This window comes from Pseudomonas sp. KBS0707 (genome assembly GCF_005937945.2).
Lineage (GTDB): Bacteria > Pseudomonadota > Gammaproteobacteria > Pseudomonadales > Pseudomonadaceae > Aquipseudomonas > Aquipseudomonas amygdali.
Genome location: NZ_CP041754.1, coordinates 3,291,363 through 3,303,952, shown reverse-complemented (window position 1 = coordinate 3,303,952; position 12,590 = coordinate 3,291,363). Strand labels below are relative to the sequence as shown.

General features: G+C 60.6%; 9 protein-coding genes. 3 read left to right on the top strand and 6 right to left on the bottom strand.

The features are described from left to right. The first annotated feature begins 321 nt into the window (after positions 1–321). Together sfnG and FFH21_RS15455 are read left to right on the top strand one after the other, a co-directional pair. The gene (sfnG, locus tag FFH21_RS15460) at positions 322–1,422 is read left to right on the top strand and encodes a dimethylsulfone monooxygenase SfnG (RefSeq protein ID WP_004660549.1); all 1,101 of its coding nucleotides are present in this window, start codon (positions 322–324) and stop codon (positions 1,420–1,422) included. A gap of 334 nt (positions 1,423–1,756) precedes the next feature. After that, positions 1,757–3,340 (top strand): sensor domain-containing diguanylate cyclase, encoded by a 1,584-nt coding sequence (locus FFH21_RS15455; protein ID WP_004660547.1) that lies wholly within the window; start codon positions 1,757–1,759, stop codon positions 3,338–3,340. Between the two features lie 38 nt (positions 3,341–3,378). Here the strand turns inward: FFH21_RS15455 and FFH21_RS15450 are convergent, their stop codons facing one another. Then, positions 3,379–6,522, bottom strand: coding sequence for an efflux RND transporter permease subunit (locus tag FFH21_RS15450; RefSeq protein WP_011168860.1), 3,144 nt, complete (start codon positions 6,520–6,522; stop codon positions 3,379–3,381). A 33-nt stretch (positions 6,523–6,555) separates the two neighbouring features. Next, positions 6,556–7,716: an efflux RND transporter periplasmic adaptor subunit gene (locus tag FFH21_RS15445; protein WP_011168859.1), complete on the bottom strand. Its 1,161-nt coding sequence runs from the start codon at positions 7,714–7,716 to the stop codon at positions 6,556–6,558. Positions 7,717–7,896: 180 nt separating this feature from the next. Between FFH21_RS15445 and FFH21_RS15440 the strand changes: the two genes are divergently transcribed. Then, positions 7,897–8,454 carry a TetR/AcrR family transcriptional regulator gene (locus tag FFH21_RS15440; RefSeq protein WP_004665563.1) on the top strand — a complete coding sequence of 186 codons (558 nt, stop codon included), beginning with the start codon at positions 7,897–7,899 and terminating at the stop codon, positions 8,452–8,454. Positions 8,455–8,513: 59 nt separating this feature from the next. Here the strand turns inward: FFH21_RS15440 and FFH21_RS15435 are convergent, their stop codons facing one another. From FFH21_RS15435 to FFH21_RS15420, 4 genes are read right to left on the bottom strand one after another with little or no spacing between them, the layout of a single operon-like run. After that, positions 8,514–9,908, bottom strand: a complete 1,395-nt coding sequence (locus tag FFH21_RS15435) for an isochorismate synthase (RefSeq protein ID WP_011168857.1) — start codon at positions 9,906–9,908, stop codon at positions 8,514–8,516. After that, entirely contained in the window at positions 9,905–10,225 is a 321-nt protein-coding gene (locus FFH21_RS15430; RefSeq protein WP_004660533.1) for an isochorismate lyase, read from the bottom strand. The genes FFH21_RS15435 and FFH21_RS15430 overlap by 4 nt, the downstream gene beginning before the upstream one ends. 15 nt (positions 10,226–10,240) lie before the next feature. Further along, positions 10,241–11,809 (bottom strand): yersiniabactin biosynthesis salycil-AMP ligase YbtE, encoded by a 1,569-nt coding sequence (gene ybtE, locus FFH21_RS15425; protein ID WP_011168856.1) that lies wholly within the window; start codon positions 11,807–11,809, stop codon positions 10,241–10,243. A 12-nt stretch (positions 11,810–11,821) separates the two neighbouring features. Beyond that, complete coding sequence (locus FFH21_RS15420; protein ID WP_004665560.1) at positions 11,822–12,586, bottom strand: thioesterase II family protein; 765 nt, start codon at positions 12,584–12,586, stop codon at positions 11,822–11,824. Positions 12,587–12,590 lie beyond the last annotated feature (4 nt).

Sequence of the window (12,590 nt, the reverse complement as noted above, 5' to 3'; positions counted from 1 at the left end):
TGCTCCTGCGGATGAACGCGGTTTCATTGGATCCAAAAATACCCTAGCCATTTGATTCTGGATAGCTGCGCGATCAGCCTTCCGTCGGTTTGTTTCCGCTAAATTAAACACTGCATGAATGCGCAACCCGGCCAGACGCTGTTGCCCTGGCAACAGTGTTTCGACAGCTTGCCGAAGTGCAAACAGTTGACGCTGTCCTCCAGGCATTGCAACTCTTTGATCTGTAATTCATTTAACTGTCTGGCACGGTTGCTGCTCTGTGGTTCTGCAAGCCCGTTCGACTAATGCGCTCGGGAAGCCTGCAGTCAGAGGAGTGCCGATATGAGCCAATCTTCCATAAAATTTGCGTACTGGGTGCCGAACGTCAGCGGTGGTCTGGTCGTCAGCAAGATCGAACAGCGTACCAGTTGGACCATCGACTACAACCGCAAGCTGGCGCAGATCGCCGAACAATCCGGTTTCGAATATGCGCTGACGCAAATTCGCTTCACTGCCGGTTACGGTGCGGAATTCCAGCATGAGTCCGTAGCGTTCAGCCATGCTCTGTTGGCGGCCACCGAAAAGCTCAAAGTCATTGCAGCAATATTGCCAGGTCCATGGACGCCCTCTGTTGCGGCCAAGCAACTGGCAACCATTGATCAGCTCACCGCCGGGCGCGTGGCGGTCAATATTGTCAGCGGCTGGTTCAAGGGCGAGTTTCAGGCCATTGGCGAACCCTGGTTGGAGCACGACGAGCGCTATCGCCGTTCCGAAGAGTTCATTAGGGCCCTCAAGGGTATCTGGACCACCGACAATTTTACCTTCAAGGGCGACTTCTATCGCTTCCACGATTACACCCTCAAACCCAAGCCGATCCAGCGTCCTCATCCCGAGATCTTTCAGGGCGGCAGCTCACGTGCTGCACGGGATATGGCGGCCCGGGTGTCAGACTGGTATTTCACCAACGGCAATACTATCGAAGGCATCAAGGCTCAGGTTGATGACATTCGAGCCAAGGCTGCCGCGAACGGCCATTCAGTGAAGATCGGCGTCAATGCCTTCATCATTGCCCGGGACACCGAAGAAGAGGCGCGAGCGGTGCTGGCTGAAATTGTCGACAAGGCAGATCCGGAAGCCGTCAATGCGTTTGGTGATGCCGCGAAACAGGCCGGCAAGGCCAGCCCGGAAGGCGAGGGCAATTGGGCCAAATCCACCTTTCAGGATCTGGTGCAGTACAACGATGGCTTCAAGACCAATTTGATCGGCACGCCGCGTCAGATTGCCGAGCGCATCGTCGAGCTCAAGTCCGTTGGTGTCGATCTGGTACTTTCCGCATTTCTGCATTTCCAGGAAGAAGTCGCCTATTTCGGCGAGCACGTGCTGCCTTTAGTGCGCGAGCTGGAAGCAGCGGCACTGCGCAGACCTGTCGCCGAAACAGCATGAAGCCCGGCAAATACGTGCGTCCTGCCTTGCCCCTGTAAGCGAGCTTCGCTTCCAGCCCCTTCAGAAAACAGCCCTCCAGAAAATCAGGCACCACTGTGATCCAGTGCGTGCCTGTCTGCGTATGTTGAACCCCGATCAACCAATAGACCGCTGTACGTGGCATTATGATGCCACTCTCTGGCATGCTTCATTAATGCCAGGCCTTCAGGTACGGCCGAACGCTTGCCGACAATGGCAGTTGATAGCGAAAGGATTGTCGATGGCCCCTGAGCAATCAGGTCCGGTTTTCAGAAAAACCAGATGCACTGGTTCTCACCTGTTGTGGAGGCAAGTTTTGAAACGCGACCTTCGGCTTGCGTCATGGCTGATCTTCGTAGTGTGCGCCTGCGTGGTGATGTTGATGGCCTGGCAAGCATGGACCGCGCGCCGCAACACGCTGGAGAACATCCAGACCAGCACGATTAATCTGGCTGGGGCGCTGAGCACTTACACCGATGGCATTTTCAAACAAAGCGAGCTGATGCTGATCGGCCTGACGGAGCGTGTCGAAAGAGACGGTGCCGGGCCCGAGCAGATGGAGCGTCTCAGATGGGTCATTGCCCGTGAAATGGGCGCGTTGCCGCAAATCGACACGGTTTCGCTGTACAACGCTGACGGCATTTGCACCTTTTCAACCAATCCCAAGGCCATTGGCGTCAACAGCGCCCAGCGCGAGTTCTTTCAGCACCACCTGCAGACGCCTGGCAAAGCACCTTTCATCGGCCCGACGATCCGCAGTCGTGCCTCCGGCGAATGGGTCATATCGGTCAGCAGGCGCATCAACCACCCTGACTCGAGTTTTGCCGGGCTGATGGTCGTGACCATTGGTGTCGATCATCTGTTGAAGTTCTATTCGGATATTCAGGTCGGCAAAACCGGCATCATCAGCCTCACGTCGGCGGCCGGGCAGTTGCGTGTGCGCTATCCGCACCTGGAAGTGGAAATCGGGCGTGACCTCTCATCGACGCCGATCTTTACTTCTGAGCGCAATCGACCCTCTGGCACCACTCAGTTTGTCTCCAGAATCGACGGTGTCGCGCGTTTTTATGCGTTCAAGCGCAGCGCCGTGTACCCGATTGTCACTGTGGTCGCGCTGGGCCAGAAAGAGGCCATGCTCGACTGGTTGGGCCAGACCAAGCAGTCGATTCTGGTCATGCTGGTGCTGCTCGGGCTGGTGGTCGGCCTTGGCATCCGCCTGATCGGGCACATTCACAGCCGCATCCGCGCGGAAGATCAGTTACTCGATTCTCAGGCAGCCCTCATCCAGTTGAATCAGCACCTGGAGTTCATAGCCTCGGAAGACAAGCTCACCGGGCTGGCCAATCGCAGACGGTTCGATCAGTTTCTGGAGGTTGAATTCAAGCGTGCCAGACGCGAGCGCAGCCTTCTGTCACTGATTCTGATAGATGCCGATCATTTCAAGCGCTACAACGATCACTACGGCCATCTGGCCGGTGACGAGTGCCTGGTGGCACTGGCCCGTGTGGTCGAACAATGCATCCGCCGCCCCGGTGATGTCGCTGCTCGTTATGGCGGTGAAGAGATCGCGGTGGTGCTGCCCGGCACTGACGAGTCGAGTGCTCGTCAGGTGGCCGAGAACATCCTGCAGGCTATTCGCGACGAGCAGATCGAGCATCCCGCCAGCCCGTTTGGCATCGTGACGGTCAGCCTCGGTGTCGCCACATTCGTCGGCACGGATCGGCAGCTCGACCAGCGCAGCCTGATCGAACTTGCCGACCGTGCGCTGTATGCTGCCAAGTCGCAAGGTCGCAACCGTGTGAATGTGGCGTCGGAAATCGCTACCAGCACACTGCCGGCCTGGACCCGCGTCAAGGCATCGGCGGACGCGCAAGCCGGCAGCAGACCAACGGCGGAGTGACGGGATTGAAGCCCGCCAGCCCGCTGGCCGCTTACTGTTTATTGTTTCTCGGGCAGGTGTTTATCGTCATCAACCTGCTGTACATGCGGCTTACGGCGCAACACTGACAGCACCCAGACAAAAAATATCGGCACCAGAATCACGCCCAGCAGTGTAGCGCTGAGCATGCCGCCTATGACGCCGGTGCCGATCGCGCGCTGGCTCGCAGCGCCTGCGCCGGTCGCCAGCGTGAGGGGCACGACGCCAAGGATGAAGGCCAGCGATGTCATGACAATCGGCCGCAAGCGCAGTCGCGCAGCCTGAAGTGCCGCGTCACGCAGCGAATGGCCTTGATCCCACAGCTCCTTGGCGAATTCGACGATGAGAATCGCGTTTTTTGCTGCCAGCCCGATGATGGTGATCAACCCGACCTTGAAATACACATCGTTAGGCATGCCGACCGCAGTCACTGCCAGCACGGAGCCCAGCGCACCGACGGGTACGATCAGCATGACCACCAGCGGAATCGCCCAGCTTTCATACAGCGCAACCAGCAGCAGGAACACCACCAGCAGCGCCAGGCCGAACAGGCTGGCTGCCTGGCCGCTGGCGACTCTTTCCTGATAGGAGAGGCCGGTCCATTCATAGCCGATGCCTTGCGGCAGCTCGGAAACGATCCGTTCGATTTCCGCCATCGCTTCACCTGTACTCACACCCGGTGCTGCATCGCCGGAAATCCTGAACGCGGGGTAGCCGTTGTAGCGGGCGATCTGCACCGGGCCTTGTTCCCATTGCGTCGAAACGAATGCGCCCAGCGGCACCAGCGTGCCGCTGCTGTTGGGCACGTAGAGCTTGAGTACGCTTTCCGGAGTCATTCGCGAACTTTGTTCTGCCTGCACGACCACACGCTGCTGACGTCCGGCATTGGCGAAATCGCTGATCACCGAGGAGCCGAAGGCGGTGGACAGCGCATTGCTGATCGATTCGAAACTCACGCCAAGCGCACGGGCTTTTTCGCGGTCGATATTCAGGCGCAATTGCGGCGCTTCGGCCAGACCTTCCATCATCGCGTAGAGAATCTTCGGGTTGCCGTTGGCCTCGCCGAGCAGCTTGTCGCGTGCCGCCAGCAGGGCTTCGCGGCCCAGGCCTGCACGGTCCTGCAGGCGCAGCGAGAAGCCGCCCGAGGTGCCCAGGCCGTCAATGGGCGGAGGCGTCACCGCCATCACCGTACCGTCGGCGAGCCCGGAAAAATGCTGGTTGAACGCCGCCGCTTCTTCAGCTGCCGACTGGCCCTTGCCGCGCTCCGACCAGTCCTTCAGGGTCGGGAACGCAAGACCGGCGTTTTCACCCATGCCCGAGAAGCTGAAGCCCAGCAGCATGGTCACCGCACCTGTGGCTTCGCGGGACAACATGTAGTTCTCGAGCAATTGCGCGGTGAGGTCGGTACGCGACCGGGTCGCGCCGGGCGGCAGTTGCACGTCGATGATCAGGTAGCCCTGATCTTCCACGGGCACAAAGGATTCCGGCAGACGCAGGTAGAAAAAACCCAGCAGACCGACGATACCGACGTACAACAGCATGTAGCGGCCAGCGCGTTTGATCATGCTGGAACTGACCCGCTCGTAACGGTCGGTGAATCTACCGAACAGCCGATTGAAGCCGCCGAAGAACCCGCGCTTCTCACTGTGCCCGGCCGGAATCGGCTTGAGCAACGTGGCACACAGTGCCGGGGTAAAGGTCAGGGCCAGGAAACCCGAGAACAGAATCGACACGGCCAGCGACAGCGAGAACTGCTGGTAGATGACCCCGACCGAACCCCCCATGAACGCCAGCGGCAGAAACACTGCGGCCAGTACCAGCGTGATACCGAAAATCGCGCCGGAGACCTGCTGCATCGCCTTGACTGTTGCGGCTGCCGGAGAAAGGCCTTCTTCGGCCATGATCCGCTCGACGTTTTCCACCACCACAATGGCGTCGTCGACCAGAATGCCGATGGCCAGCACCATGCCGAACATGGTCATCATGTTCACCGAGAAGCCCATCAGGTACATGATCGCCAGGGTCCCGGCCAGGCACACCGGCACCACGATGGTCGGGATAAGCGTGTAGCGAATGTTCTGCAGAAACAGAAACATCACCAGAAACACCAGCACCATGGCCTCGATCAGGGTGTAGATCACCTTGTCGATGGCCACGTCGACGAAGCGCGAGGTGTCGTACGGTATCGAAAACTCGACGCCTTCCGGGAAATTGACCGACAGCTCGGTGAGGCGCTGATTGACTGCCCGGGCAGTCTGGATCGCATTGGCACCTGGCGACAGTTGCACGGCACCAGCCACTGCACGTTGCCCGTTCAGGCGCGATTCAAAACTGTAATCCTGACTGCCGATGGCCACGCGTGCCACATCGGACAAATGCACCGTGGAGCCGTCTTCGTTGGCATGCAATACGATGCGGCCGAACTCCTCCGGGTTGTCCAGCGTGCCCTTGACCGCCAGTGTTGCGGTCAATTCCTGCAGTGATGAGCCCGGGCTGCTGCCGAAGCTGCCTGCGGGAACCTGCACGTTCTGCGCACGAATGGCCGCATTCACGTCGTCGATGGACAGCCCATAGCCCACCAGCTTCTGCGGGTCGATCCAGACCCGCATTGCGGCTTCGGCGGCGAAAAACTGCAACCTGCCGACACCGTTCACCCGACTGATTTCGTTATTGACGTTGCGGGCCGCGTAGTCGGCCAGCGCGACCGTATCCTTGGTGGCCGAGCCGTCCTTGTAGTTCAGGGTAAAGATCAACAGGAAGCCGGAGCTGGCCTGTTCGACTTGCAGGCCCTGGCTGAGCACCGTCTGCGGCAGGCGCGCTTCAGCCTTCTTGATACGGTTCTGAACTTCAACCTGTGCCATGTCCGGGTTCGTGCCCGGTACGAATGTCACGTTGATTTCGGCGCTGCCGGTCGAGTTGCTGGTCGATTCGTAATACAGCATGCCCTTGGCACCGTTCAGCTCTTCCTCGATGACGCTGGTCACCGAGTCGACCAGCACTTTCGCGGATGCGCCGGGGTAAGTAGCGGTAATGGTGATCTGCGGCGGTGCCACATCAGGGTACTGCGCCACTGGCAAGGAGGGCAGGGCCATCAAGCCTGCCAGCAGAATGAACAGGGCCAGCACCCAGGCAAAGTTGGGTCGCTTGATAAAGAACAGAGACATGAACGGTGATCCTCGATCGCGCTGAAGGCGGCTTTATTGCGACTTGGATTGCGGCTGGGCGGAGGGCAATTTGGCGACGACCTTGTCACCGGAATTGAGCCCGGTCATGTTGCCGACGACAATCTGTTCACCTGCCTTCAGCCCCTCGGTGACCTGCCAGCGCGAATCCTGCATTGCGCCGGTTTTGACCGGACGCGCTTCGACCGTACCGTCCTGGCCAACCACAAGTACGCGGGCTGCGCCATCACTGGAGCGCTGAACGGCACGTTGCGGGACGAGGATGGCATTGGCATCGACCCGCTGCGGTGTGCGCACCCGCACATACATGCCCGGCAGCAACACGCCTTTGGGGTTGGCGAAGCGGGCGCGTAACGAAACCTGGCCGGTGGTCCGGTCTACTGCAACGTCGGTAAACAACAGGGTGCCAGTGCTTTGATAGTCAGTACCGTCGACGCTCAGCGACAGCGCGTCTTCGCCACCCTTGGGCAGGCGACCTTCCTGAATGGCCTCGCGCATTTGCAAGGCGTCGGCAACCGGCTGGGTGAAGTCGGCGTAGACCGGGTCGAGTTGCTGGATGGTTGCCAGCAGGGTGGTTTCGCCCTGACCGACCAGCGCGCCTTCAGTGACCATCTCGCGGCCGATGCGCCCTGAAATCGGTGCCTTGACTGTGGCGTATCCCAGGTTCAGTCGGGCCGTTTCGACATCTGCCTGAGCCGACTTTTTAGCGGCGATGGCGTTTTGCAGCGCAGAGCGGGCGGTGTCGAAGGTCTGGCGGCTGACCGCTTCGATTTCGACCAGCGAATCGTAGCGTTTGACCGTAGCCTGAGTTTCGAACAGTGTGGCTTCTGTGCGGGCCAGGTCGCCCTGAGCTTTGGACAGCGCGGCCTTGAACGGTGCCGGGTCGATCTGGAACAGCACCGCGCCCGCTTTCACATCGGCACCTTCCTCGAAGTTGCGCGTGAGCACGATACCGGCCACCCGGGCGCGTACCTGCGCCACACGGACCGGTTCGATACGGCCGGGCAGTTCATCAACGACCGTGAACGATTCGGCTTTGACCGCAATGGCCTCCACCTCTTTGGGCGCTGTCGATGCAGCGTGATCCTGCTGCTGTTTCTGCTCGCACCCGGCCAGACCCAAAACTGCCAGCAGCGCTACCGCAGGCATGACACGCCAATCGCTCAAACCACTCATCGCTCACCCGGGCGCAGCCCATCAGACACTAAAGCCGCGAATGATCTACTGTGTAAGAGAGTGAGTCAATATTGACTCATGTGAGACTTTAGTGACTAATTGTGTATAGGCTTTGAGAACGCGGTAAGGTTTCTGCACAATGCGCCGCCTGCCACTTAACACGAGTTGAAGACGTACCCGATGGAATTACCTGCCGCTGACGACAAATTTCTGAAAGCCCTGGCCGTTGCGCTGGTTGACCACTCCAACGGTACGCTCAAGGATATTGCTCAAGCGGCTGGCGTCAGCAAGGCGACGCTCAACCGTTTCTGCGGCACCCGCGCCAACCTCGTGGAACTGTTGCTCAATCACGCCTCGGACCTGATGAACCAGATGGTTGCCGACGCGGATCTGCAGCATGCTCCGCCGCTGGAAGCGCTTCAACGACTGGTCGACAACCACCTCATGCACCGCGAAATGCTGGTCTTTCTGGTGTTTCAGTGGCGCCCGGATTCGCTCGATGAAAGCAGCGGAGGGCGCCGCTGGTTGCCTTACTCCGACGCCCTCGATGCGTTTTTCCTGCGTGGGCAGCATGAAGGTCTGTTCCGGATCGACGTCAGTGCGGCCGTCCTTACCGAAATGTTCGCAGCGCTGCTCTCCGGGATGGTCGACGCCGAACGCCGCGGCCGTGTGGCACGCGCCGGTATGGGCGCATTGGTGACGCAGTTTTTCCTGCAGGGCGCGACGACTGGCAAGTGAAGAAGGCAGCATTCAGTCAGCCTCTGTGTTTTCAGCCCTGCCTGGCAGGCAGGGCTGTTTCACATCCACGCCGCATTATGGGGTAACTGTCCCAGAGCCTCCCTCATGGTTTGCATTTTCAAGTCGCTCTCGCGGTACTCGCTTTCCGGTTCGGAGCCGCTGACCAGTCCGCAGCCTGCGAACAGCGTGGCTCGCTGCCCGGTCAGCAGTGCCGAGCGCAAGGCGACGGCGAGTTCGCCGTTGCCCTGATCGTCCAGCCAGCCGATCGGTCCTGCGTACCAGCCCCTGTCGAGCTGTTCATTGCTGCGAATATAGTCCAGCGCCTCATTGCGCGGCAGGCCACCGACTGCCGGGGTCGGGTGCAGGCTTTGGACGATGCCCAGCAGGCTGGCGTTCGGGGCGAGGGTGGCTTGAACGGGGGTCAGCAGATGCTGGATATGCGGCAATTTGTGCAGTCGCGGTCGGCAGGCGATGTCCAGTTTCAGGCAATGCTCGACGAGGCCGTGTCTGATGCAGTCGATCACCATGGCGTGTTCGCTGTTGTCTTTCTCGCTGGCCAGCAGTTGCTCGCCCAGCCGTGCGTCCTCAGCGCTGTTTGTTCCGCGTGGCGCGGTTCCTGCCAGGGCCATGGTGTGCAACTGGTCGCCCTGCACGGTCAACAGGCATTCGGGCGATGCGCCCAGAAAACAACTGTTGCCACGAGCGAACGCAAACAGGTAGGCGTTGGGCTGTCTGAGCATCAGGTGCTGCATGACCTGCTGCAGCGGATTTACCACGGGAATATTCTGCGAGCGGGCCAGGACGACTTTTTTCAGCCCGCCGCGCTTGATCCGGTTGACCGCGTTAAACACGTCCTGTTTCCAGAGATGTGCCATCGACAAACGCACGAACCTATCGCTAGCCATCGACTCGCTGGGCACGGGCCGGCCTAGTATCTCAACCCATTCATCTACCAGCTTTCCGGCCAGTTGGTCGCATTGGCTGTGCTGATCGATCAACACGTTGACGATCAGTTGCGGCCGGCCATCAGATTCGCGAAGTTCGAAACGCGGAAGTGTCAACGCTGCGTCGGGAAAGTCGCGCCACAGCCGTGTGCTGGACTGCTGACGGTCGAAGGCAAACCCGCCGAACAGAGTCGGCCGGTGTTCGCCGTGCACCACCGCCGTGACTGCCATGTTCCGCCAGCGCTTTTCCAGCGTCTGCCAGCTGTCTGCAGGCCCGGCGTTGAACTCATGGGCCAGGCCAAGACCAATCCGGTATCGCCCCTGTGCCTGCACGCACCACAGGCAGGCCGGTTGAACCTGCTCGCGATTGGCGGTGAACAACCCGAGCGGTTCGACCTGAAGTGAAGGCGTGGAAAACGAGGCCAGTATCCAGGGGTGGTGCGCGCTGACTTGCGCCTGAGCAGCCTGCAGGCACGTCTGCAGACCGCTGAACGATGGTAGTCGGCTCACGACTCATCCTCCGGGTGCAGCATTCGCCAATGGGTGATCTGCTGGTTGATGAACCAGTGGATCAGGTCTTTGAAGAAGTCCTCCGTCTCATCGACAGGCAAGCCCGCATCGCCGGCCCACTGACGTCGCTCTTCAAGCATTGCGCGCACTCGCTCGGGTGCCGGAATGGCCTGTTGACTGACCTTGAAGCGGGTAGCAGCCTTCACATAGGTCAGGCGCCTGGCAAGAATTTGCACAATCTGCCGGTCGAGCTCATCAATGCCCTGGCGTATGTCGCCGAGGTTTTCACACTCAGGTGCAGATTTCACAACACTCATGGGTTACTCCCGGATTCACTGGGCCATAACGGCCAGTTGACGTTTGTCGATCTTGCCCACAGCGGTCAGTGGCCACGCAGCAACCCACTCGAACTGATCGGGCAGGCTGTCCTCGCCCAGCCCCTGCAGACGCAGTTGGTCGCGCACGTATTGAGCCGCGCCGGCAGGCTGTTCGCCCAGGATGAACGCGCAAATGCGCTCGCCCAGCAGCGCATCCGGCACGGCGACCACTACGGCAGAATCAATGTCGGGCAGGGCGGCAAGGTGGTTTTCTATGTGTGCTGCCGAGATCTTTTCACCGCTGCGCTGGATCTGTTCCTTGATACGTCCTTCGACGATCAGGTTGCCTTCGGGCGTCCAGCGCGCAAGGTCGCCGCTGCGGTAGTAACCGTCGTGGGTGAAGCTGCGCGCGTTGTGTTCTGCCGCCTGGTAATACCCGGTAATGGTGTACGGGCCGCGGGTCAGCAGTTCACCGGTCTGGCCGGGAGCGACGTCGTGCAGGTCGGCGTCCACCAGACGAACCTCGTCGAACGGTGACAGTGGACGACCCTGGGTGTTGAGCACGACCTCCAGCGGATCGTCCGGCCGGGTATAGCACAGCAGACCCTCGGCCATGCCGAACACCTGCTGCACTCGGCAATCCAGCGCATCAAGCACATCTGTAGCGAGCGCCGGGTCCAGTCGAGATCCACCCACCTGCAGCAGCTTCAGGCTGGACAGATCGCTGTCTTCCCAGTCGCGCCCCTGGGCCCAGAGTTGCGCCAGCGGAGGGACCAGCGCCACATGGGTGACACCTTCACGTTCGATCAGGGGCATGGCTGCATCGCAACTGGCGCTGTCACCCAGTACCACGGTTGCACCTGCGGCCAGGCTGCCCAGTACGCCGGGGCAGGCGAGGGTGAAATTGTGCGCGGTCGGCAACACCGCCAGGTACACGCTGTTGCTGTCCAGTTCGCAGAGCCTGGCTGAATGAGAAAAATTGTAGGCGTAGTCGGCGTGGCTGCGCGGAATCAGTTTCGGGGTGCCGGTGGTGCCACCTGAAAGCAGCAGCAAGGCCATACCGCGCGGGTCTGCCAGCGGGTCCGCCGGGCAGGGTGCATCCAGCGCCGACAGCGCTTTGAAAGGTCCGTGTTCGCCGTCGACAATGACATGCGCCAGTGAGGGCTGGTGCTCGATAATCCCGGCGGCCATCTCGCGAAAATCGAAGTCCCGAAGGCGATCGGGAATCAGGTAGGCCACGGGGTCTGCCAACCGGCAAAGTGCCGCGATGTCCTCTGCACGCTGAGTGGGCATGGCCAATACCGGCACCGCACCGATGCGCATTACGGCAAAGAATGCGCAGACAAAGCCGACGCCGTTGGGCAGTTGCAGCATCACCCTGTCACCGGCTTTTATGCCCAGCGCGCCAAGGCCGCCGGCCAGGCGGTCGACTCGCAGGTCCAGTTGCGCATAGCTCACGCGTACGGCACCTGCGACCAGCGCTGTGCGTGAGCCGTGCTGGCTTGCCCATCGACGCAAGCGTTGAGGGAGGGTCTGGTCGGCGAAGGGGTGTAGCGGGTCTTTGAAGGCAAGTTCGGTGTGCATGGTCGTTTCCCGTTATGGATGAAAAGGGCTGATGCTCTGCTCAATGAAGGTCAGGACCTGCGTGGCGAAGGCTCTGGGGCGTTGTGTCAGGTAAAAGTGGTCGCCGGCCATGACCTGTTGACGGGATTCGCCGCACAGCCATTGCCGCCAGGCGCCGACTTCCTCCTGGTCGGCTTCGGGGTCGTGACTGCCGTGCAGCAGCAGGGTGGGTGTCTGCAAGCGCCGACGGTCCGCGTGCAGCGGACGGTGATAGCTTTCCGTGGCTTGAAAATCGGCACGCAGCAAGGGCATGAACACCGCCAGCAGGTCCGGGTTGGCCAGCAGCGCTTCGCTGACACCGCCGATGGCAACCAGTTGCTCAATGAAGCGCCGGTCATCCAGATGGCTGAGCAGACGCCTGCCGCTCAGGTGGGGCGCATGGCATGCCGACAACACCAACCCTGCGGGTGATGTGCCCGCCTGTTCCAGCAACAGGCAGGTTTCGAAGGCAACCTGCGCCCCCATGCTGTGCCCGGCCAGTATCAGGGTGCGGCGTTGTTTGGCCGGCATTGTCTGAATTTCCGCGGCAAGGCTTTCGGCGAGCGGCTGGACCTGACGCAGGCAGGGCTCGTGCATGCGCTGGTCGCGACCCGGGTAGATCGCCAGCGTCAGATCCAGGCCCTGTTCGTCGAGCCCGCGCCAGTTGTGAAATGCGCCGCCGCTGGCCCCGGCGAACGGGCACAGCAGCACATGGTTCTGGCACTGATCGGCCTGCAGAAAGGGGCGTAACATACCCATGCGA